Origin of the sequence: Limosilactobacillus reuteri, assembly GCF_002254085.1 — a bacterium.
Classification (GTDB): domain Bacteria; phylum Bacillota; class Bacilli; order Lactobacillales; family Lactobacillaceae; genus Limosilactobacillus; species Limosilactobacillus reuteri_K.
The window spans coordinates 1-22177 of record NZ_NGPY01000044.1; the positions used below are offsets into that span (position 1 = coordinate 1).

Genomic DNA, 22177 nt, shown 5'->3' on the forward strand with positions numbered 1-22177 from the left:
AGTATTTGGCCTTACACTTCCGTCCGATCCCGTCTCACGACGGACACCCTTGTCCTCAGCTCATGGTTCCGACTACTACGGCCCATAGCGGACTTTCACCGCCTAGCTAATACCCATGCCGGGCGCACAAACAAAAAAGAACCCTTGATACACAAGGGTTCTGCACTACTAGTTGTCGCGACGACGTTCAGCGATACGAGTAGCCTTACCAGTACGTTCACGTAAGTAGTAAAGCTTAGCACGACGTACACGACCGTAACGAAGAACATCAATCTTGTCAACACGTGGTGAGTGAACTGGGAAAGTACGTTCAACACCTACACCGTTACTGATCTTACGTACAGTGTAAGTAGCACTGATACCAGCACCGTGGCGCTTGATAACAACACCTTCGAACATTTGGATACGTTCACGTGAACCTTCAACGATCCGAGCGTGAACACGAACAGTATCACCGGCACGGAATTCTGGAATATCATCCCGTAATTGACTAGCAGTAATCTTTTCGATTAACTTATTTTGACGCATAATATATTTCTTTCCTTTCGCCGACATTCATGTCCTGTATGACGGGCAGCGGAATACCGTTATTCACAGCTAAACAGCCAATAACTACTATACATTGTTTTCGACTGTCTTTCAAGGGTAAATCAGTGGGTTTCTTTATTAATGATTGAATGACGAATCCCATAGATAAAGTAAATTAACAAACCAATCACAAACCAACCAACCATTAAAATTTTCGCATCAGTATTTAGGCCCCAGAAGATCACAGCTGAAAAGATCGCCGAAATCGCTGGAAGTACTGGATATAACGGCATCTTAAACTGAGCTTCGGGTAAATCTACCCCTTCCCGCGGACGCAAGGCATAGATTCCCAGTGAAACAAAGATAAATGCGACCAGGGTTCCCGCAGAAACAAGGGTTGCCAAGAACGTAAATGGGAAAACAGAACCCAAGATCATAGCCAAGAAAGTAATCATCCATAATGCATGATTAGGGACGTGTTTATCATCGATTTGTCCGAGTGATTTTGGTAATAACCCATCCCGTCCAAAAGCATAGATTAGTCGAGAGGAAGCTAAGAGAATTGCGATTAATGCCGAGAAAATACCAACAATCGCAACAACAGAAAGCAAGTTCGCCGTAATATAGTGTCCAGACTGCCTTAAAGCCCAGGCTGCTGGTTCTGCATTATTTGTATAACGGCTATATTTAAACATCCCCACCAGTACGAGCGAAACTGCAATAAAGAAGCCTGTTCCTAGTAAGAGTGTCCCGATCAATCCTCGTGGCATTGTCTTTTGCGGGTTAATCGTTTCAGCTGTATTAGCCGCAATCGCATCAAAGCCGACATAGGCAATAAAGATTTGCGCAGTCCCAGCTAATATCCCCTGCCAGCCTCCAAAAGTGGTACCTGGTTGATGAGCGGGGAGAAATGGGACATAGTTTTGGGGATGAATTGCAGTTGCGCCCACAACGATAAACATTAAAATAACCAATAGCTTTACACTAACAATAATATTTTCAATCCGGCTAACCTGATGGACACCGCGGGAAATTAAAATTCCAACGATTAGAATTGCAAAGGCGGCCAGAATATCAATATAAGACCCTGTATGTGGATCAAAGCCACCAGTTAAAGTATGGGGCAAATTAATCCCAAAGCTGCCGAGAAAGCCTTGCATATAAGCTGACCACCCAGACGCAACAAAGGCGACTGAAATAAAATACTCAGCTAAAAGGGCCCAGCCAGCAATCCAGCCAAAGAATTCACCAAACAAAACATTGATCCAGGAAAAAGCAGAACCAGCAAAAGGCAGTACCGAAGACGTTTCCGCATAAGCTAATGCCGATAATCCTGCACCAATTGCGGCTACAATGAAGGCCAATGGAACTGCAGGACCGGTATGCTCAGCGGCAACAATCCCTGGCAAAGTAAATATAGCTGTGCCCACTACCATCCCAGTTCCTAGTCCAATTAAGTCTCTTGTTCGTAAACTAGGAGTTAATTGCGCATCCTTTTCTTCATAAACGCGCGGATTTTGCTTAAGAAATAATCGTTTAATTAATTTTTTCATTCGCGTCACCTTAGTCTGGAACAGTTGGATCTTCATCCAGCTTAATATCTTCTAACATTAGTTGTTGTTCCCGACTGAGCTTAGCAGTTTTTAAAAGGTCTGGTCGACGGTGAAGAGTCCGTCGTAGCGATTCACGCATCCGCCATTCTTTAATTTTCTGATGATTTCCACTCGTAAGAACTTCCGGTACCTTCATTCCCCGAAAATCTGCCGGACGTGTATATTGCGGATATTCTAGCAAACCGTTACTAAATGAGTCTCCCATTGGTGAAGACATATTGCCGAGCACACCAGGAACAAAGCGGACGGTTGCATCAATCATCACCATCGCAGCTAATTCTCCACCTGTTAATACATAGTCACCAAGAGATGCTTCATCGGTAACTAAATTACGAATTCGTTCATCATATCCCTCATAATGACCGCAGATAAATGTTAAGTGATCTTCTTGGGCTAACTCTTTGGCATAGGCTTGATCAAATTTTCGACCAGCGGGATCCATTAAAATAACGCGCCCTTTTGAATACTGATCTTTCGTTTGTTCATGAATTGCATCCATAGCGTCAAAAATCGGTTGCGCTTGAAGAAGCATCCCCGCTCCCCCACCAAATGGTGCATCGTCAACATGGTTATGCTTATCGGTAGTATATTGACGAAAATCGGTCACATTAATATCAACAAATCCATTATCTTGTGCTTTACCGATAATGGATTCCCCCATTGTTGCTTGAAACATATTGGGGAACAAGCTTAAAATATCAATCCTCATTATTCAAGTCCTTCCATTAATTCGACTGTTACAAGATTTTTATCAAGATCAACGTTTTTAACAACATCATCAATCACTGGTAATAATAAATCCCGTTTTTCCGGACGTTCAACAACCCATACATCATTCGCACCAGGGGATAGAATTTCCTTAATTTTACCCAGATGACGGCCATCTGTTGTTTCAACGTCTAATCCAATAACCTGGTGGTAGTAATATTGACCATCGTCTAAGGGCTGTTGATCATCAGCACTGACCATTAATTCGTGGTCACGGAATTGTTCAACATCATTGATATTATCGTAGCCGACAAACTTAACAAGAACGAAGCCCTTATGTTGTCGAGCACTTTCGATTGTCAATGGTAAGGGTTCTCCTGATTGTTGTAAGTACAAGATACTTCCCTTGGCAAATCGTTCATCAATAAAATCAGTAGTTGCTAATACACGCACTTCTCCACGAACACCATGAGTATTTACAATTTTACCAACATTATAATATTCCATAAATTCCTCCTGAAAAGACAAAAACTCCCACAGATTAGTGTGGGAGTTTTAAATTTAGTGACGATGGTCATTAATTAATAACCGGACTCGCTTAGAGTTAGCCCGCCGAGATTGAGTACTCTCGACTATTGTTCGCAATGCTGCGGCAACGTGTCCCTGTCGGCCAATTAGACGGCCAACATCATTGGGAGCAACATCAATTATATAACGATGGTAACGTCCATCATCTTTTTGGGTAATTGACAATGCCTGTGGCTGCTTCAATAGCGGAATAACTAAACTACGAATTAACGACTCAATATCTGTCTCAGCCATGACTGATTATCACTACTTCTTAGCGTACTTTGCTTCGTGGTACTTCTTCATAACACCAGCTGCTTGAAGCATGTTACGAACAGTATCTGAAGGTTGAGCACCCTTTTGTAACCATTCCATAACAGCGTCTTCATCAAACTTGACTTCCTTAGGAGTAGTCAATGGGTTGTAAGTACCTACTGAAGTAATAAAACGACCATCACGTGGGGCACGTGAGTCAGCTACAACGATCCGGTAGAATGGACGCTTCTTTGAACCCATGCGCTTTAAACGAATTTTAACAGACATTCTTTGCACCTCCCTGATTTCTTTTAACAGGTAATAATATACCAGTGTTCAAATAGAATGTAAAGTATTTTTTCTTGACAGGCTTAAATTTTTTGAAATTATTTTTTCTTTCGTAATTTACGAAGCTTTTTAATGCGTTTTTGCTTGTCTTTTTTCATTTTTCGCGCCATGCGGTTCATTGCCATTTGTCCCATCTTGCCACCTGGCATTTGTCCACCAAACATATTTTGCATTCCATTGAAATTACCGTTTGTAACCTGCTTCATCATCTTACGCATTTGATTAAATTGCTTAATCATCCGGTTAACTTCAACAATTGGTCGTCCCGCCCCTGCTGCTAAACGACGACGACGACTAGGATTCATTAAATCAGGATTTTCACGTTCTTCTGGTGTCATTGAAAGAACAATGGCCCGGATATGAGCAAATTGCTTAGGATCCAAATTAAGATTCTTCAAGGCCGGGTTATTAGCCATCCCTGGCATCATCTTAATAATGTTTTCCAACGGTCCCATCTTGGTAACCTGGTCCATTTGTGCCAAGAAATCATTATAGTCAAATGTGTTTTCACGCATTTTATCCATTGTTTCTTGGGCTTGTTCTTCATCAAAATTCTTTTGGGCCTTTTCAATCAGGGTCATCATGTCCCCCATACCCAAAATCCGTGAAGCCATCCGGTCAGGGTGGAAGACATCAAGATCCTCCATCTTTTCACCCTCACCGACAAACTTGATCGGCTTACCTGTAACTGCTCGGATTGACATGGCAGCCCCACCACGGGTATCACCATCTAACTTGGTTAAGATAACCCCAGTGATATCAAGTTTATCATCGAACCCTTGAGCAGTATTTACTGCATTTTGACCAGTCATCGAATCAATGACAAGCAAAATTTCATTCGGATTTACTAGCTCTTTAATGTTTGCAAGCTCATCCATTAATTGTTCATCAATTTGGAGTCGACCAGCAGTATCAATAATGACATAATCATTATGATTTTTCTTGGCTACTTCCATCCCTTCACGAACAATTTCAACAGGGTCAACGTCTGTCCCCTTTTCGAAGACAGGAACATCGATCTGATTAGCGACTTGTTGTAACTGAGTAATAGCAGCGGGCCGGTAAACGTCAGCCGCAATAAACATTGGCCGGGCGTGATTTTCATTCTTTAACCGTAATGCTAATTTACCGGCAGTGGTCGTCTTACCTGCCCCTTGAAGACCAACCATCATGATAACAGTTGGAATATGCGGTGCTTTGTTAAGCGGAACCGCTTCTTCCCCCATCAGTTTTGTCAATTCATCATTAACAATTTTAACGATTTGTTGGGCTGGATTTAACCCTTTCAATACTTCCGCCCCGGCTGCTTTTTCCCGAATGGTCTTTACAAAGTCTTTTACAACTTTAAAGTTAACATCGGCTTCTAAAAGGGCGAGCCGAATCTCACGCATCGTTTCCCGAAGATCAGCTTCCGTAACTTTGGGTTTGCGTCGTAATTTTTCCATCGCCTTTTGCAGACGATCTGTTAAACCTTCAAATGCCATTTTATTCTTCCTCCAAGCTTTCCAGATGATTTACTAAGTGATTGAGCGTTGCATCATCTGGATAGTTTTCTCGGACGTATCGTTGAATTCGATCCGCCTGTTGATTACGAACTTGAAATTCAGCATACAAATGCAATTTGGCCTCGTAATCTTCTAGTATGCTTTCTGTGCGCTTTATATTATCATATACGGCTTGACGACTAACATGGAAATTCTCGGCAATTTCGCCCAATGAGTAGTCATCCCCGTAATAAAGCTCTAAATAATCATTTTGTTTTTTTGTTAATAAGGGTTGGTAAAACTCAAATAATGAATTTATCCGATAATTCTTTTCAATTTCCATATCGTCACACCTGCCTAGTCAACTTCGACTAACCCTTTGAACAGGCCATAAACAAAGTCGCCAGCATCAAACTTCTGGAGGTCGTCTACCTTTTCACCAAGCCCCACATACTTAACTGGTAAGTGGAGCTCATTACGGATAGCAAGGACAATTCCCCCCCGAGCAGTTCCGTCTAGTTTTGTTAAAACAATCCCTGTTACATCGGTACTTTCCTTGAATAGCTTAGCCTGGTTAAGAGCGTTTTGCCCAGTTGTTGCATCTAAGACTAACAGTACTTCATGAGGAGCATCTGGAATTTCACGAGTAAGGATGCGCTTCATCTTAGCTAACTCATTCATCAAGTTAACCTTGTTTTGGAGCCGACCAGCAGTATCAACAAACAAGATATCATACTTTTCATCTTTTGCCCGTTTTACTGCATCAAAGACGACAGCCGCTGGATCACCGTTTTCTGGCCCTGTAACGATGTCAACACCGTCACGTTTTGCCCACACATCTAGTTGTTCAGTTGCCCCAGCTCGGAATGTATCAGCAGCCGCTAAAAGAACTTTCTTACCTTGTTTCTTAAAGAGGGCGGCCATCTTACCAATCGTTGTTGTCTTTCCGGCACCGTTAACACCAACAAACATAATAACAGTTGGGCCTTCCTTTGCCATGGTTAAGTCAGGATTTTCATCTTGACCAGCTTCATCGTAAAGTTCGACCATTTTTTCAATGATAACATTGGAAACGTCCTGCCTGTTCTTAGCATTTTGCAGTTTTACTTCTTCCCGCAATTCATCACTGAGTTTCATTGCCATATCATAACCGACATCAGATTCAATCAACATGTCTTCGAGGTCATCAAAGAAATCTTCGTCAACATGCCGGAAATTAGCCAAGAACTTATTTAATCGTGCTCCAAAGCCTGTTCGGGACTTCTCAAGCCCACGATCATATTTCTTAACCGTCTCAGTTTCTTGATCCTCTTCTGGTTCAGGAGAAGGTTGTTGCTCTTGCTCCTCATCACCATCATTTTCTTCAGAATTATCAGGCTCATTTGATTCTTCAGCAGCCGAAGAATCTTCTGCCGGTTTCTCTTCGGTTGTTATTACTGGTTCTTCAACTGTTTTTTCTTCTTCTGCAACAGGTTCAGTCGGTTCAACCGCCTCTTTAGTTTCAGAAGTACTAGACGGAGCCGACTCTTCTGCAGAAATAGTCTCATTAGGAGTACTAGATGATGGTACTTCTTCTTCAGAAACACTTGAATCTGCTACCTCTTCTGAGTGACTCTCCTCATTAGTTCCCTCTTCTTTTTCCTCTTTAACCCCGTTATGAAACGTTTCGCGAGTTCCATCCGGGTTAATCTTTTCCTCATAGCTATCAGCAGGAGGAATATTTATCGGTTCAGGATGAATTGGTGCAGAAGCTGGCGCCGCACTTGTCGTATCTGCTGATTCATCTTCATGCGCGGTTTCAGATTGAACAGCCGCACTTGAACTATCAGGCTTTTTTTCTTCTTTTTTATGACGACGGAAAATATCAAATAATCCCATACTTGAAGCCTCCTAAATTAGTTAATTATCACTCTCTTGTAAAGTATCAACAACATCCACTGATACCATCTTCGAAACTCCTGATTCTTGCATTGTAACCCCATACAACACATCGGCATCCATCATCGTTCCCTTCCGGTGGGTAATGACGATAAATTGTGGACCTTCAGCACCAAATTTGCTGAGATAATGGGCAAAACGTTGTACATTAACCTCATCCAAGGCAGCCTCTGGTTCATCAAGAATTGCAAATGGAACTGGGCGAACCTTTAAAATAGCGAATAATAAGGTGATCGCCGTTAATGCTCGTTCCCCACCTGATAACAATGAAAGGTGCTGATTTTTCTTTCCTGGTGGCTGGGCCATAATATCGACCCCGGTTGTTAATAGGTCATGAGGGTCGGTTAAGACAAGTTTAGCATGACCACCAGAGAAAATTTGCTGGAACGTCTCGTCAAACATCTGTGAAACCTGATTAAAGGTCGTAATAAACCGTTTCTTTACTTGGGCATCCATCTCACCCATCGTCTGATTAAGCTGAGCTCGTGAGGCAAGCAAGTCATCTTGTTGACCCTTTAAGAAATCGTACCGTTCACGAACGCGCTCATATTCTTCAATCGCTCCCACATTAACCTGACCAAGATCATCCAATCCCCGCTTTAATAGCTTCAACCGGGTCGCCAAGGTCTCTTTGTCCAATTCACTCATCTGCTGGCGAGCTTCATCAATGGTCATAGAATATTGCTCAGATAATCGATTAAGAGCTTGGTCAACCATTGACTCATACTTCACACGCTCTTCATTTAAGGTATTACGATCATCAAGAGCTGCCCGCTGAAGTTCTTGCAGACGATTATAATGTGCTTCGGCTTGTGACAGCTTTTGCTCAAGTTCTTCAAGCGCAGCTGAATTATCTTCCAGTTGCACCTTAGCTTTTGCCTGCTCTTCTTTAGCATCTTTTAAGGCTGTTTGTGTCGATTGTTCACTTGTTGATTGACTAGCTGATTGAGTCGTTAACTCAGCGATTGCAATTGTGACCTTTTCTAAACTCTCCTCAACTTCTCGCCGTTGCCGGTTATACTCTTGACTTTGGCGTTGATATTGTTGAAGTCGTTCTTCGGCCACTGCAATTTTTTGTTGCATTTGTGCTAATTGTCGTGCCTGAGTCGACTCATCATTCTGTAATTCATCGATCTGGGTAAGAATTTGCTTAATCTTTGCAACAACTTGCGTCAATTCCCAGTTTACTTTATCAGCTTGTTCATTATTTTGTTGAACTTGTGATTCGTAATCCTGATGTTGAGTGTCTTGCTGTTTATTTTGGGTTTCTAAAATCTGTACCCGATTAGTAAGCGTCTCACGCTTACTTGAGATCAACTGACAACTACTTTCTTGCTCATGAAACTTATCCTGTAAAGTCTGAACTTGTTGCTGATAATCAGCTACTACTTGTTCGTTCGCTTTTTGCGCCTGTTGTAGTTTAGCAACTTCTTGCTCTAAGTTTGCTGCAAGCTGTTCCTGTTTTTTTAGCTCTTCTTCTAGTTGTTTAGCCATTTGCTTTTGACTTAAAAGTCCTGTCCGTTGGCTACGGGTGGCTCCCCCGGTCATTGCTCCACTAGCATTGATCAACTGACCGTCAAGGGTTACCACCCGTACCATATGACGACCTGCACGAGCAATCTCAGTCGCATGATCAAGGTTGTCAGCAATAACCGTTGTTCCTAGTAAGTGGTCAGCAATAATCTGAAACTTTTGATCAAACTTAATAAGTTCTGTTGCTCGCCCCAAAAAGCCAGGGAGGCCAGTTAGTTGTGACCAAATGTTTAATGGTCGCCGGTGGCTAAGCGTATCAAGCGGCAAAATAGTTACCCGACCAGCGCGCGTCTTAATCAAGAAGTTAATAATTGCTTTGGCAGTAGCTTGCCGATCAACAACCAATTGCTGAAGCTGACTTCCTAATACTGTTTCAACCGCTTGCGTGTACTTGGCAGGAACATCAAATAATTCGCTGACTGCTCCAGCTAATCCAGGAAATTGTTGCCGTTGCCGAAGAACCTCTTGAACTCCTCGGTAATAGCCACTATATTCATCAGCCATTGCCTGGTAAGCGTTAATTCGTGACTTAAGCGACCGCACATCCCCCAATGCTTCATACCAATCACGTTGTTTGGTTTGATACTCGTAATTAAGTTTTTCACGGTGATCTTGAGCCGCGTTTAATTTTTCGCTGACCGTCTGCAGGTCTTTCTTAGTATTAGCAGCTTCTTGTTGGTAACGGTTAAATTCTTGATTAATCTCTGCAAGCTGGTTCTTAGTAGCGTCAAGTTCCTCGATATTTTGTCTTTGAAGACTCATCGCCTGTTCATGATTACGGGACAAGAAAGATTGCTGATTGTGAATCGTTGTTCTTTCCTGCATCAAACTAACTTGTTGGTTACGTAAATCCTCCACTTGCTGTTTCAGGGCAGCGATCCGTTCACCACTACTCATCTTTCTGGCCGCTTCAAACTCAGCTTGCTGACTATTAATCAGCGCTTTTTGCTTAGTCAATTGCTGGTCATTTGCCTGTTGGCTTGTCTTAACCTCTTTTAAACGTGCATTGAGTTCAGCCTGTTGGGCAGTTAACCGTCGCTGTTCATTTTCACGCTGCTCGCGACGAACGCTGGAAACCGATTGCTGATTTTCATACTTAGCAATTGCCTCCGTTTGATTTAAGATGATTGCTTGGAGCCGATCCTTAGTTGCGTTTAGTTGTTGGCGTTTTTGCTTCAAGTTATCAAGTTGCTGCTGATCATGACCAGCTTGTCCTTGATAGTCTTTTACCATCGCACCCGCTTGATCGAGCTTGGTACTTAATTTGGTTAACTTTTCATAGTACTCATCATAATGACGAACTGTTTGTGTCCGGTCAAGCACATCAAATTGTTTCTTTTGTTCTAAGTAATCTTGGGCAATTGCACTTTGTTCTTCTAAAGGTTCAATCTGCTTTTCTAACTCACTAATAATGTCATTTACCCGGTTAAGGTTTTCCATCGTCGTAGTAAGTCGCTTTTCAGCTGTTTCTTTATTCTTCTTATACTTGGCAACTCCCGCAACGGTTTCAATGATTCCCCGCCGATCAATTGGTTTACCATTAAAGATCTCTTCAATCCGTCCTTGGGAAATAATGGAAAAGGATTCTCGACCTAAGCCAGAATCAATAAATAAGTCTGTAATGTCCTTTAAGCGAACGTTCTGGTCATTGATTAAGTACTCACTATCACCATTGCGGTATATTTTACGAGTAATGGTGAGTTCAGTAAATTCACTAGCTAAGTAATGATCACTATTATCTAGCGTAATCGAAACCAGGGCCCGGTTTAAAGGTTTACGATCTGATGACCCATTAAAGATAACATCAGCCATCCGATCTCCCCGCAAATGATGAGCCGATTGTTCGCCCATTACCCATTGAATAGCTTCGATAATATTACTCTTTCCACTACCATTCGGGCCAACAATCCCTGTCATCCCGGGCTCAAATTTAATTGTTGTTTTTTGGGCAAAGGACTTAAAGCCGTCCAAAGTTAAAGACAATAATTGCATCAGTTATTCCTACTTACTATTTATTTTTATTTCTCATATTATCAAGTGCCTGTTGTGCTGCTTGCATTTCAGCATGCTTCTTTGATGAGCCCTTTCCTTCACCGATAACGTCACCATTAGCAGTAACATTTACTTTAAATTCAGGGTCGTTTTCTGTTCCGCTTTCCTCTACCAAATGATATTCAATGGCAATATCACCGTCACGTTGGAGAAATTCTTGGAGACTAGTCTTGGCATCAACAGCATGATCAAACCAGCCCATATCAAGTTTAGGAAAGATAACTCGTTGAACAAATTTTTCGACTGCTGGTCGGCCTTGATCTAAATAGAGGGCACCAATAAATGATTCAAAAATATCACATAGCAAGCCTGGACGTTCTCTTGCGCCAGCCATTTCCTCACCATGACCCAAGCGAATATATTGATCAAAGTGACATTCCTTGGCAAATTTAGAAAAACTATCCTCACATACCATTGCTGCTCTTAAGCGGGTAAGTTTTCCCTGTGGCAATTCAGGGAAACGTTTATAAATATATTCTGAAACGATCAGTTCCAACACAGCATCGCCAAGAAATTCAATCCGTTCGTAATATTTTAATCCTTGGTTAGGATGTTCATTTACATATGAAGCTTGAGTAAAAGCTTCTGCTAATAAAGCAGGATTATCAAAATGAATATTAAATTCCTTGGCCAGGTAGTCTTGTAATTCTTCGATCATAAAAAATTCCTTTCGTTTTTGACTTAAAATTATAAAAAATGTCTAAGGCCTATTATACTAAACAACCCGCTATTCCGCAGGTAATTTTAATAATATTCGAAAAAATTAAAGGCTGTGAAAAAACTTTCGCCTTTTCTCAGCCCCTTGCTTTTCTACCTTAATAATTAAACAGTTCGATTAGTTAGCAGTATGCTCTGCAATATAATCAACAACTTCACCGATCGTACTTAACTTTTCAGCATCTTCATCATTAATTTCTTCGCCAAACGTATCCTCTAATTCGAGAACAAATTCAACAAAATCAATTGAATCAGCATCCAAATCTGTCTTTAAGTTCAAATCATCAGTAATTTTAGCCCGATCAACATCAAAATGGTCAGCAACAATCTCTGAAACCTTATTAAAGATTTCTGTTTTCTTATTATCAGCCATTATTATTAACCTCTCTTTACTAGTTCGCTACTTATTCTATTCGTTTTTCTTAAAATTGTCTAGATTTTCGGTGTGATTGAAAAATTCAACTGTTTTTTCAATCACATCCGTTTTGAGCATCGTTCTAATTTGACTAATTGTATTTTTCACTGCTAAAGCATCAGAAGATCCATGGGTTTTAACAACTGGTGCCTTAAGTCCTAATAAGACCGCCCCACCATAAGTTGAAGCATTCATTTTTTGTCCAATTTGATGGAAAACTGGCTTTAGCATGAGGTAGCCTAACTTAGCACGGAGACCACCATGTAAGATTCCATCTTTAATTAACGTCATCATCATCTTGGCGGTTCCTTCAGTCGCTTTCAAGGCTGCATTTGCCGTCCATCCATCACTTACAACAACATCAGCTTTGCCAAAAAGAAGGTCACCGGATTCAATGTTACCAACAAAATTCAGATCAGCTTTGCTATTGAGAATTTGCCACACTTCTTTATGCAATTTGTCACCCTTATCTTCTTCCGCACCATTATTTAATAATGCAATCCGGGGATTAGCAACTCCCAACACATTTTCGGCATAGAATTTACCAAGGTAGGCATATTGTTCCAAATTTCTCTCTTTACTTTCCGCATTTGCACCAGTATCAAGGTAGACAAAATTGTGTCGACTAGCACCCGGCTTGGCGATTGGCAAAATGCTAGTGAGGCCAGGACGGTCAATTCCTTTAATACGGCCAACAATAAAGAGGCCGGCCGCTAAAATTGCCCCGGTGTTTCCCGCAGAAAAGAAGGCATCAGCTTTACCTTCTTTAACTGCTGTTGCCGCACGAACAATTGACGAATCTTTTTTCCGCCGAATTGCCCGGACTGGTTCTTCACCCATTGAAATTTCTTCACTGGTAGCGACAATATTAAGCCGCTCATTATTTTTTATTAAGGGCTTAACCTTATCTAGATTTCCATATAGGTCAAATTCTAAGTCAGGGTATAGATCCCGTGCCTCTTCTACCCCTTCAATAATTACTTGGGGAGCGTTATCTCCACCCATTGCATCAACAGCAATTTTCATAAAATTTCCTCCTCATATTAGTCAAAGTGTGTCTCCAATTCATGACGCTTTAAATATAAAACAAGTGGCTGGTTTTCATCGACTTGATCCCAATTGGGCATTCCTAACAGGTTTCCGGCATCGGCACGGGCAATTTGCAACATCTTTAAATCAGCAACCGGATCACCTACCTTAAATTCTGGCATCCCCGATTGTTTCTTTCCTAAGACGTCTCCAGATCCGCGTAGTTTCAAGTCTTGCTCAGCAATCTTAAATCCATCATCAGTAGCAACCATCGTTTTCATCCGAGCTTTTCCTTCATCAGTTTTCGGATCTGCAATCAATAAACAATAGCTCTGCCGATCGCCACGACCAACACGACCACGTAATTGATGAAGCTGTGCGAGACCAAAGCGATCAGCATCATATATAACCATTACCGTTGCATTGGGGTTATCAACACCAACTTCAATAACCGTGGTTGCAACCAAAACTTGAAGCTCACCAGATTTAAACTGATGCATTGCCTCATCTTTTTCTTCCGTCCCCATTCGTCCATGAAGTAATCCTACTTTATAAGTTGGTTCAAGATCGGCTGACAGCTGATTATAAAGATCTGTCGCGTTTTGTACATCTAAAGCTGCGGATTCTTCAATCAGAGGACTCACAACATATGCCTGTGCTCCCTGTTTTAATTGTTCACGCAAAAAATGGATTGCTGCAGCATGTTGGTTAGACTGCAACCATTTTGTTTGAATTGGTTTTCGACCAGCTGGCAGTTGATCAATTATCGAAACATCCATTTCACCATAATTAGTGATCGCTAGTGTCCGAGGAATTGGGGTTGCTGTCATGGCTAATACATCAGGATGTTCGCCTTTTTCACGAAGTTGCTGACGTTGGTTGACCCCAAAACGGTGTTGTTCATCGGTAATTACTAGACCAAGATTAGCATATTCGACTCCATCTTGAATTAGCGCATGGGTTCCGACAATGAGGTTGACATCTCCCCGCTTCATCGCCGTCAATAGTTCCCGATGTTGCTTAGCAGTCAATGAACCAGTCAGAAGAGCAACCTGGACATGGGTTCCTTCAAAAATTTTCGCTAATTTCTCAGCATGTTGTCCTGCCAGAATTTCTGTCGGCGCCATTAAAGCTGCTTGATAGCCCGCAGTAATAGCTGCATAAATGGCAATAGCAGCAACAATTGTCTTTCCAGAACCAACATCTCCCTGTAACAATCGATTCATCTGGTATGGTTGACGCATATCACGACAAATTTCATTAACAACCCGTTTTTGGGCATCAGTTAATTCAAATGGGAGTCCGCCAATAAATTCTTTTAACTCGTCATTATGGTATAGAATCCGTTCGCCATCTTCTTGACGGTGGGCACGGCGAATCGCTTGCAGTCGTAACTGAAACAGGAAAAACTCTTCGTAAGCTGCTGTTCGGCGGGCGGCTTTTGCAGTTGCCTGAGTTTGTGGAAAGTGAATTTCCCTAATCATTTGACGCCGATCCATTAACCGGTATCGTTGACGAATCGTTTCTGGCAAATACGTTGGAATGATATTGGCATATTCCTCGTAAGCTTGACGGATAAAACTTTGAAGGACATTTTGGCGAATATGCTTATTTACTGCATAGACCGCACCAAACTCATTGCGATCATCAGCTTTTTCCTTAAGAAGCTTGTTTCCTGTTACTTGACGGCGAGGTGCATCCCACTTCCCCATTACAGTTACTTGCTGATTTAGTTCGATTTGCTTTTTAATATAGGGTTGATTAAAAAAAGTTGCGATCACCACTTCATTACCTACCTGCATTCGAAAGGTAAGCCGGTTGCGCCGATAACCATAGCGGACCAAGAGCGGTTCTGACACCACTACTCCTTGAAGAGTAATTTTCTGTTTATCCTTGGCGCTTTCAATGTCTGTAGGCGTGAAATCGTTATAGCGAGTGGGATAATATGTCAACAAATCTTCGATAGTATCTATTCCCAGAGTAGCTAGATCTGCTACCCGCTTAGGACCAACTCCTTTTAAATTGGCGACTGAATCCGTTAAACTCCGCAAATCTTTCACCTCTTTTTTAACACAACCAGTAACCAAAATAGGAGTGGGAATAAAAGTAGTCCTTTATTAACCCACCCCTATAGGAATTAATTTAATATGCCACTATTCAACCGAAATCAGGTATGGATAAACTGGCTGACCACCATCGTAAATCTGAATATCTAATTCATCATCTACTTCTTCAACTGCTGCTTTAATCTCTTCAGCAGTTTTTTGATCACCACCAGCTCCATATAAGATTGTTACAATTTCACTATCCTCGTCAAGCATGGCTTTAACCATCTTAATAGCGGCTTCTTTCAGATCCAGATCAGTGGTGACGATTTTACCATCAACGATTCCCATGTAATCATCTTTCTTGATTTCACGACCGTCAATTGTTGTATCCCGAACAGCATTAGTAACTGCTCCACTGGCAACCATCCCTGTATTAGCTTCCATATTCGCTTGATTTTCGTCTAAAGATGCTTCTGGGTTGTACTCAAGCAGTGCGCTCATCGCTTGGGCAATCGTCTTACTGTGGACAATCTTTGTTGGAATATCAGCGACTTCAGCGGCTTGATCAGCAGTCATAAAGATGTTACCGTTATTTGGCAAAACAAGAGCTTGCTTGGCATCACTATTATTAATGGCATCGAGAATATCTTGAGTGCTTGGGTTCATTGTTTGACCACCTGTAATGATATGGGTAACACCCAAACTCTTTAATAATTTTGCAATTCCTTCTCCTGATGCTACAGCAATAACAGCTGTCTGAAGGTCATTTTTAGCTTCTGCAGCTGCTTTTGCCCTCTCAATTGGCGACTCACTGTCAGCGTCTTCTTCATCTTTTTCCATGATTTCTTCTTGTTGCCAAACCATGTTATGAATTTCAATTGTCTGTAAATCACCGAATTGTTGACCCCAAGATAATACTTTACCAGGATGCTCAGTATGAACATGAACCCGCACAACTTGATCATCGTTTAGAACAAGTAAACTATCGCCTAAGTCAGCTAAGTAGTTATAGAAAGTATCATAGTCAAACTTTTGAGTCACTTGTTTACCCTTACCAAGTCGTACCAACATTTGAGTACAGTAAGTATACTTGATATCTTCAGGATTAAGCTTTCCTTGAACGCTTTGGTGATCCATGGCGTGAACCATCTCGTCAATTTCAGCATTGTCGGGTTTATAGTCATCACTTTTATCTACGCGGCCACTCAAGGCTTCGTCAAAGGCTTGAAGTACAAAGACGAGTCCTTGCCCACCAGAATCTACCACGCCAACTTCTTTCAGGACTGGCAATAAATCCGGCGTCTTTTTAAGCGCTTCTTCACCTGCTTCATAAATAGTATGCATAATCTCAACAAGATCATCAGTCTCTTTAATCTTATTGAGGCCTGCTTGAGCTGATTCACGAACAACAGTTAAAATGGTACCTTCTGTTGGCTTCATCACAGCCTTATAAGCTGTCTTTGCACCATTAGCATAAGCATTAACAAAGTCAGCAGTAGATAAAACATCCATGCCTTCTGTTGCCTTTGCAAAGCCACGGAAAATCTGCGATAAAATAACCCCAGAATTTCCGCGTGCTCCCATTAAAAGGCCCTTTGCTAACGCTGCACTCAGGTCGCCAACCTTCTTACTGGTTTCGTTGCGTTCGTACTTGGCACCACTTGCCATTGAAGAAGTCATGTTTGTCCCGGTGTCTCCATCTGGAACTGGAAAAACATTTAATGAATTAATAAATTCAGCGTTCTTACCAAGTTTATCGGCGGCCGCCTGGACCATTTTACCGAATTCAAGGTTTGTAATTTTTGTTACAGCCAATTCGAAATTCCTCCCCAATGCTCACTTAATCTTCTAGTGTCCGTACACCTTGGACACATACATTAACTGAATTTGCCGTAATGCCGAGCATTGTTTCAAGATTATACTTTACCTTTGCTTGGACACTTTTTGATACTTCTGAGATCTTTGTGCCATAGCCTACAATAATATTTACGTCAACAGCTACACCATTATCTTGCTGCCGAACAACAACGCCGCGCGCAAAGTTTTCACGACGAAGAATTTGGTTAACCCCATCACGGAGGGGGTTTCGGCTTGCCATTCCAACAACACCGTAGTTATCAGTAGCAGCCCCACCAACAACTGATGAAATCACATCATTATCAATGTCAATTGTACCTGACTTAGTTTTGATTTTTACTGCCATCGTCATGGCCTCCTTATAAAATTACCAATTGATTTTAGAATCCTATGATACTAAAATTCACAATTAAATCAATACCATCATACCATAGCATATTTCACTAAAAAAGTAACTGATGGATATTTTTGCCATCAATCAATGGGGTTAATCAATTAGTGTAAAAAATAAGCCGCCCAAACTGGACGGCATCATTTTAATTAAACCCGAGTCATTTTACCTGACTTCAGTGTACGTGCTGAAACGTATACCTTCTTAGGCTTACCATTAACTAAAATGGTTACCTTTTGCAAGTTAGGCTTCCAGCTACGCCGACTTGAGTTAAGGGCGTGAGAACGCTTGTTACCAAATTGCGTCCGTTTACCGTTGATAAAATCTTTAGCCATTGGTGATACCCTCCTCTTTGCTTCATAATTTTTTCGTTTACGCAAAACTGCGATGTAACTCACCTAATTAATCTACCATAGGCATCGTAACAATGCAATAGTTTTCTTTCAAGTAATTTTCCTTGACAGGGTATTTTCCCCTCAAAAACCTATTTTAATTGGTCGCTACACTGAATTACAGAAACAATTCCACTTTCAAATGAAAAATGATTTTCTTCAGCTGTAAATTCATTGCTTGTCCACGAAAATGGAATTTGACTACTCCAGTTTTGCAGCGGATATTTTTCGTCTTTCAATGTAAGACCTCGAACAGGAGTAAGATTGACAAAGGCCAGATACTTCTTATGCGGCAGGCGAGAAATAGTGTAATCCCCTGGCAAGTAATAAGAGACAACATTTTGACAGTCAATAATCTTAATCCGGGTTAAGTATGGTTTAAATTCACTCTGCAGCGGAAGAAAGAGGTTAGCTAATAGATGGTCTAAGCGGCCTCCCGTTGCACCAAAAATTTCAATTTCATCAGCCTGTTCCTGAATTGCAAATTTCACGCCCAATTGCGTATCGGTATAATCTTTTTCAGGAGGATAAGTTTTTATACGAGTAATTTTACCTTCTAAACCTTGCAATTCATCCCCGGTAACGGAATCAAAGTCACCAATTGCTAATACCGGCTTAATTCCCCACTTTAATAATCTTAAAGCGCCCCGGTCAACCCCAATCCATTTTTCATCCTTACGTTGCAAAATCAACTCGGTTGGAACCATTTCAAGCGGACCGCCAACTAGTACATTTACTCTCATTTTTCACTCCTAAAAAAATAGATCTTCAATATTCAGATAAACCCGAACTAGAAGATCCATTTTATTTTTCACTTAATGTAACTAATTACTTAGTAGCATCTTCAAGCGCCTTGATTCGTTCAGCAGGATCTTCAGCGTTAAAGACATATGAACCAGCAACTGCTACCGTAGCACCAGCTTTGTAGCAATCTACAACCGTCTTGTCGTTAACTCCACCATCTACTTCAATATCGAAATTGTAACCCTTTTCTTCCTTAATTGCGTTTAATTGGGCAATCTTGTCAACTGTTTCTGGCAAGAACTTTTGACCACCAAAACCAGGGTTAACCGTCATTACTAAGACTTGATCAACCATGTGTAATACCGGTTCAATCATCGCAACTGGAGTACCCGGGTTAATAACAACTTCGGCTTTTACGCCACCGTTTTTGATAATTTGAAGAGCACGGTGAATGTGTTGAGTAGCTTCTACTTGAACACCAATAATATCAGCGCCAGCATCAATGAACATTGGCAAAATATGTTCTGGACTTTCAACCATCAAGTGCACATCCAATACCATGTTTGTAATTGAACGAATAGCCTTAACAAAACCTGGTCCGTAAGAAATACTTGGAACAAAGGTACCATCCATAACATCAATGTGTAAGTATGGTGCACCGGCCTTTTCTACCTTTTCAATGTCCTTTTGTAAATTTACATAATCTGCACTTAAAATTGATGGTGCAACTTTAATCATCCTGATTCCCTCATTTCTTATAATTTGGTTTTTGATTAGCAATCAATTCATGGAACTGAAGATAATCATCATACCGACTCTTCATGATTATACCATTGTTTACTGCTTCCTTCACAGCACATTGTGGCTCTTTTATGTGAAGGCATCCCCGAAACTTACAATCAGCTGAAATCTTAGCCATTTCAGGGAATAAATGCGGCAAATCATTTACCGTCATATCAAATGTCTCATACGACGAAAAACCGGGGGTATCGGCTATCAGAGCCCCGTTAACATCTAGTAAGCTTACTTTTCGTGTTGTATGCCGTCCCCGTTGAAGTGCTTGGGAAATTTCGCCAGTCGCTAATTTTAATTGGGGAGCCAAATGATTAAGCAAAGTTGACTTCCCTGCTCCTGTCTGCCCCATCATCGTTACAATATTTCCCTTTAATTCTTCCATCAAACTTGCTAATTGATCGGAATCGAAAGGCTCACGGGCCGCATAGACCTGGTAGCCGATTTTACGATAGCCCTCGATCGTTGGCAAAAGTTGTTGGTATTCCTCATCTGTCAGTAAGTCAGTCTTTGAAAAATAAATTAAAGGAGTAACATCTTGTGCTTCTAAAGCAATCAATTGACGGTCTAAAAGGTTAGCGGAAAATGCTGGTTCTTTAGCTGAGGTCACGACAACTGCCATATCAACATTAGCAACAGGTGGCCGCACCAACTGATTGCGGCGGGGCAAGATTTTTAATAAATACCCTTCCTGTTGATTTTCAGCACTGAATTCAACATGATCGCCAACTACCGGCTTAACCTTTCGTTGACGGAAATTTCCACGTGCCCTTGTCCGATAGATCTTTTCATCTGCAATTACATCATAAAAACCACTTAATGATTGTTGGATTATTCCTGTTTTCAAACTGCACCTCCATTATCCAGTAATATTTGTTGCACTCATAATCGTTCGTCCATTGCGAACAACACGGTATGCGCCTGTTTGTCCTTGTTTAAGAGTAAATGGCACATTAATTGTTGTTTCCTGATTAATTGTAATATCTTGATACTCCATTGTTAAATTATGGTTAGCATCTCTGATATATACCTGCACCCGGTTTTCGCGCTGCCCACCATTTCCATCGAATGGAATGTTAATCTGAATATTCGTCGTCTTTGTTTGGTTACCAGAATTAGCAATGGAAACTGTTAACGTATCACCATGATTTAATGTCGATCCGGCTCGCGGCGTCTGATTAATCACATGGTTAGTCGCAATTGTTTTTGATTTTTTCTCTTGAGTTGTCAATTGCAAATTATTTTTATTTGCAAACTGTTGCACAGCACTAATATCTTGATTCTTAAAGTTTGGAATCTTGATCGGTTCTTTACCTGCACTTACCCGAAAAATAATTGTATCAGAAGCAGGCTTAACAATCGTACCCTTTTTGTGGTTTTGTTTGATAATCTGTCCCTTATCAATATCATCCGAATACACTGGTTCTTGATGAACTTGAAATCCCTTGCGACGAAGGTTAGCGGCCACTGAAGAATAGTCTTCACCAACATAATCAGCCATTTGCAATTGCTTAACTCCTGTACTAACCGTTAAATTAATCGGGGTACTAACACGGGTCTTATGGCTGACATCTGGATTAGTTGAAACAATTCGGTTTTTATCCACTGCCTGGCTATTTACCTGAGTAATCTTACCAATCCGCAAATTTTGTTGGTGCAATCGTTGCTCTGCCTTTTGTACCGTCATTCCTTCTACATCGGGGATGATTACTTGACGGATCAAGAACCACCAGCTACAGACTGCAATCAGCACAATCATACCAAGCGTCCCGCTAACAATCCCATATTTTTTCCACTTTTGCGTTTTAGTTGATGGATCAACGGTTGGTGAATCAGTTGACTTCTTTGATTGATAATCATCAGCTTTTAGGTGTTTAATATCTAACACCTTAGTTTCTCCATTATCATCTTGTTGGATCTTTAACCGCGGCTCATTAGCTCTTTGTGGATCAAGGACAGTTTTTAAATCAGCCGCCATTTCATTAACTGAATTATACCGCTCGGCTGGTTCCTTTGCCGTCGCTTTAATGATTACGTTTTCGAGTGCTTGAGGAATTCCTTTATTCTGTTCACGGACAGAAGGAATTTCTTCACGGAAATGCTTTAATGCAATTGAGACAGCTGTTTCTCCTTCAAATGGAACCTTTCCTGTTAAAAGTTCAAACAAGATAATTCCTAGTGAATAGATGTCTGATTGTTTAGTAGCAATGCTTCCTCGCGCTTGTTCTGGAGATAGGTAGTGGACTGAACCCATCAAGGTATTAGTTTGCGTTAATGAGTCTTGCGATACAGCAACCGCAATTCCAAAATCAGTAATTTTAACATTTTTATTTTCATCAATTAAGATATTTTGTGGTTTTAAGTCCCGATGGATAATCCCATGAGCATGGGCGGTCGCAACTGCCGAAAGCACCTGTTCCATAATATCAATAACTTGTGGAAGTGGAATTGGATAATGCTTTTTTATATATGCTTTAAGGTCTGTTCCTTTTACATATTGCATTACCATGTATTGCAAGCCATGATCCTCACCAACGTCATAAATTCCAACAATATGAGGATCATTTAACTGCGTCGCGGCCATTGCTTCCCGGTGAAATCGCCGTTTAGTACTTGGATCGTCCCGTAAGTCAAGACGCAATAGTTTAACAGAAACGTCCCGATCAAGAACCATATCATGTGCCAAGTAGACATTAGCCATTCCACCTTCACCAAGTGACCGAATTATCCGATATCGGTGACCAATTTCATATCCAGGATTCATTT

Annotated in this window: 21 protein-coding genes; all 21 read right to left on the reverse strand. The window is 41.2% G+C overall.

From position 1 onward, the window contains the following. Positions 1-168 precede the first annotated feature (168 nt). Positions 169-528: a 50S ribosomal protein L19 gene (gene rplS / locus CBG10_RS07540; RefSeq protein ID WP_003675625.1), complete on the reverse strand. Its 360-nt coding sequence runs from the start codon at positions 526-528 to the stop codon at positions 169-171. 122 nt (positions 529-650) lie between these two features. Further along, positions 651-2081 (reverse strand): APC family permease, encoded by a 1431-nt coding sequence (locus tag CBG10_RS07545; protein ID WP_094502495.1) that lies wholly within the window; start codon positions 2079-2081, stop codon positions 651-653. A 10-nt stretch (positions 2082-2091) separates the two neighbouring features. Further along, complete coding sequence (trmD, locus tag CBG10_RS07550; protein WP_094502492.1) at positions 2092-2850, reverse strand: tRNA (guanosine(37)-N1)-methyltransferase TrmD; 759 nt, start codon at positions 2848-2850, stop codon at positions 2092-2094. Continuing rightward, complete coding sequence (rimM, locus tag CBG10_RS07555; RefSeq protein WP_094509292.1) at positions 2850-3356, reverse strand: ribosome maturation factor RimM; 507 nt, start codon at positions 3354-3356, stop codon at positions 2850-2852. Before rimM ends, trmD begins: the two co-directional genes overlap by 1 nt. Before the next feature lie 54 nt (positions 3357-3410). After that, a complete protein-coding gene (locus CBG10_RS07560) occupies positions 3411-3671 on the reverse strand; it encodes a KH domain-containing protein (protein ID WP_094512176.1) in 261 nt (86 codons plus the stop codon). A 12-nt stretch (positions 3672-3683) separates the two neighbouring features. Beyond that, positions 3684-3959: a 30S ribosomal protein S16 gene (rpsP, locus tag CBG10_RS07565; protein ID WP_003663816.1), complete on the reverse strand. Its 276-nt coding sequence runs from the start codon at positions 3957-3959 to the stop codon at positions 3684-3686. Between the two features lie 98 nt (positions 3960-4057). Further along, on the reverse strand, positions 4058-5503 hold the full coding sequence (gene ffh / locus CBG10_RS07570; protein ID WP_094502490.1) for a signal recognition particle protein: 1446 nt from the start codon (positions 5501-5503) through the stop codon (positions 4058-4060). A 1-nt stretch (position 5504) separates the two neighbouring features. Further along, positions 5505-5846, reverse strand: coding sequence for a putative DNA-binding protein (locus CBG10_RS07575; RefSeq protein ID WP_003663818.1), 342 nt, complete (start codon positions 5844-5846; stop codon positions 5505-5507). Positions 5847-5860: 14 nt separating this feature from the next. Next, a complete protein-coding gene (gene ftsY, locus CBG10_RS07580) occupies positions 5861-7381 on the reverse strand; it encodes a signal recognition particle-docking protein FtsY (protein ID WP_094502489.1) in 1521 nt (506 codons plus the stop codon). Between the two features lie 21 nt (positions 7382-7402). Beyond that, positions 7403-10966 carry a chromosome segregation protein SMC gene (gene smc, locus CBG10_RS07585; RefSeq protein ID WP_094512178.1) on the reverse strand — a complete coding sequence of 1188 codons (3564 nt, stop codon included), beginning with the start codon at positions 10964-10966 and terminating at the stop codon, positions 7403-7405. Between the two features lie 16 nt (positions 10967-10982). Further along, a complete protein-coding gene (rnc, locus tag CBG10_RS07590; protein WP_003663822.1) occupies positions 10983-11684 on the reverse strand; it encodes a ribonuclease III in 702 nt (233 codons plus the stop codon). Between the two features lie 177 nt (positions 11685-11861). Beyond that, positions 11862-12116 (reverse strand): acyl carrier protein, encoded by a 255-nt coding sequence (acpP, locus tag CBG10_RS07595; protein WP_003663823.1) that lies wholly within the window; start codon positions 12114-12116, stop codon positions 11862-11864. A gap of 36 nt (positions 12117-12152) precedes the next feature. Further along, entirely contained in the window at positions 12153-13184 is a 1032-nt protein-coding gene (gene plsX, locus CBG10_RS07600) for a phosphate acyltransferase PlsX (protein ID WP_094512179.1), read from the reverse strand. 17 nt (positions 13185-13201) lie between these two features. Continuing rightward, the gene (gene recG / locus CBG10_RS07605) at positions 13202-15274 is read right to left on the reverse strand and encodes an ATP-dependent DNA helicase RecG (RefSeq protein ID WP_257525176.1); all 2073 of its coding nucleotides are present in this window, start codon (positions 15272-15274) and stop codon (positions 13202-13204) included. Between the two features lie 66 nt (positions 15275-15340). Further along, positions 15341-17050: a DAK2 domain-containing protein gene (locus CBG10_RS07610; RefSeq protein WP_094502485.1), complete on the reverse strand. Its 1710-nt coding sequence runs from the start codon at positions 17048-17050 to the stop codon at positions 15341-15343. Positions 17051-17075: 25 nt separating this feature from the next. Beyond that, positions 17076-17438: an Asp23/Gls24 family envelope stress response protein gene (locus CBG10_RS07615; RefSeq protein ID WP_003663831.1), complete on the reverse strand. Its 363-nt coding sequence runs from the start codon at positions 17436-17438 to the stop codon at positions 17076-17078. Positions 17439-17632: 194 nt separating this feature from the next. Next, positions 17633-17818, reverse strand: coding sequence for a 50S ribosomal protein L28 (gene rpmB / locus CBG10_RS07620; RefSeq protein WP_094512181.1), 186 nt, complete (start codon positions 17816-17818; stop codon positions 17633-17635). A gap of 149 nt (positions 17819-17967) precedes the next feature. Next, positions 17968-18618, reverse strand: coding sequence for a thiamine diphosphokinase (locus CBG10_RS07625; protein ID WP_019252459.1), 651 nt, complete (start codon positions 18616-18618; stop codon positions 17968-17970). Between the two features lie 85 nt (positions 18619-18703). Continuing rightward, positions 18704-19357: a ribulose-phosphate 3-epimerase gene (gene rpe, locus CBG10_RS07630; protein ID WP_094502484.1), complete on the reverse strand. Its 654-nt coding sequence runs from the start codon at positions 19355-19357 to the stop codon at positions 18704-18706. A 10-nt stretch (positions 19358-19367) separates the two neighbouring features. After that, positions 19368-20258: a ribosome small subunit-dependent GTPase A gene (gene rsgA / locus CBG10_RS07635; RefSeq protein WP_019252457.1), complete on the reverse strand. Its 891-nt coding sequence runs from the start codon at positions 20256-20258 to the stop codon at positions 19368-19370. Positions 20259-20270: 12 nt separating this feature from the next. Further along, the gene (gene pknB, locus CBG10_RS07640) at positions 20271-22175 is read right to left on the reverse strand and encodes a Stk1 family PASTA domain-containing Ser/Thr kinase (protein WP_094502482.1); all 1905 of its coding nucleotides are present in this window, start codon (positions 22173-22175) and stop codon (positions 20271-20273) included. Positions 22176-22177: the final 2 nt, after the last annotated feature.

Bases quoted from the DNA above. Each gene is read 5' to 3' on its own strand.
- ftsY (WP_094502489.1), bottom strand. From the start codon at position 7,381: ATGGGATTATTTGATATTTTCCGTCGTCATAAAAAAGAAGAAAAAAAG.
- CBG10_RS07575 (WP_003663818.1), bottom strand. From the start codon at position 5,846: ATGGAAATTGAAAAGAATTATCGGATAAATTCATTATTTGAGTTTTAC.
- CBG10_RS07615 (WP_003663831.1), bottom strand. From the start codon at position 17,438: ATGGCAGTAAAAATCAAAACTAAGTCAGGTACAATTGACATTGATAAT.
- rnc (WP_003663822.1), bottom strand. From the start codon at position 11,684: ATGATCGAAGAATTACAAGACTACCTGGCCAAGGAATTTAATATTCAT.
- rplS (WP_003675625.1), bottom strand. From the start codon at position 528: ATGCGTCAAAATAAGTTAATCGAAAAGATTACTGCTAGTCAATTACGG.
- rpmB (WP_094512181.1), bottom strand. From the start codon at position 17,818: ATGGCTAAAGATTTTATCAACGGTAAACGGACGCAATTTGGTAACAAG.
- acpP (WP_003663823.1), bottom strand. From the start codon at position 12,116: ATGGCTGATAATAAGAAAACAGAAATCTTTAATAAGGTTTCAGAGATT.
- ffh (WP_094502490.1), bottom strand. From the start codon at position 5,503: ATGGCATTTGAAGGTTTAACAGATCGTCTGCAAAAGGCGATGGAAAAA.
- smc (WP_094512178.1), bottom strand. From the start codon at position 10,966: ATGCAATTATTGTCTTTAACTTTGGACGGCTTTAAGTCCTTTGCCCAA.
- rpe (WP_094502484.1), bottom strand. From the start codon at position 19,357: ATGATTAAAGTTGCACCATCAATTTTAAGTGCAGATTATGTAAATTTA.
- CBG10_RS07560 (WP_094512176.1), bottom strand. From the start codon at position 3,671: ATGGCTGAGACAGATATTGAGTCGTTAATTCGTAGTTTAGTTATTCCG.
- pknB (WP_094502482.1), bottom strand. From the start codon at position 22,175: ATGAATCCTGGATATGAAATTGGTCACCGATATCGGATAATTCGGTCA.
- rpsP (WP_003663816.1), bottom strand. From the start codon at position 3,959: ATGTCTGTTAAAATTCGTTTAAAGCGCATGGGTTCAAAGAAGCGTCCA.
- plsX (WP_094512179.1), bottom strand. From the start codon at position 13,184: ATGAAAATTGCTGTTGATGCAATGGGTGGAGATAACGCTCCCCAAGTA.
- rimM (WP_094509292.1), bottom strand. From the start codon at position 3,356: ATGGAATATTATAATGTTGGTAAAATTGTAAATACTCATGGTGTTCGT.
- CBG10_RS07545 (WP_094502495.1), bottom strand. From the start codon at position 2,081: ATGAAAAAATTAATTAAACGATTATTTCTTAAGCAAAATCCGCGCGTT.
- CBG10_RS07625 (WP_019252459.1), bottom strand. From the start codon at position 18,618: ATGAGAGTAAATGTACTAGTTGGCGGTCCGCTTGAAATGGTTCCAACC.
- trmD (WP_094502492.1), bottom strand. From the start codon at position 2,850: ATGAGGATTGATATTTTAAGCTTGTTCCCCAATATGTTTCAAGCAACA.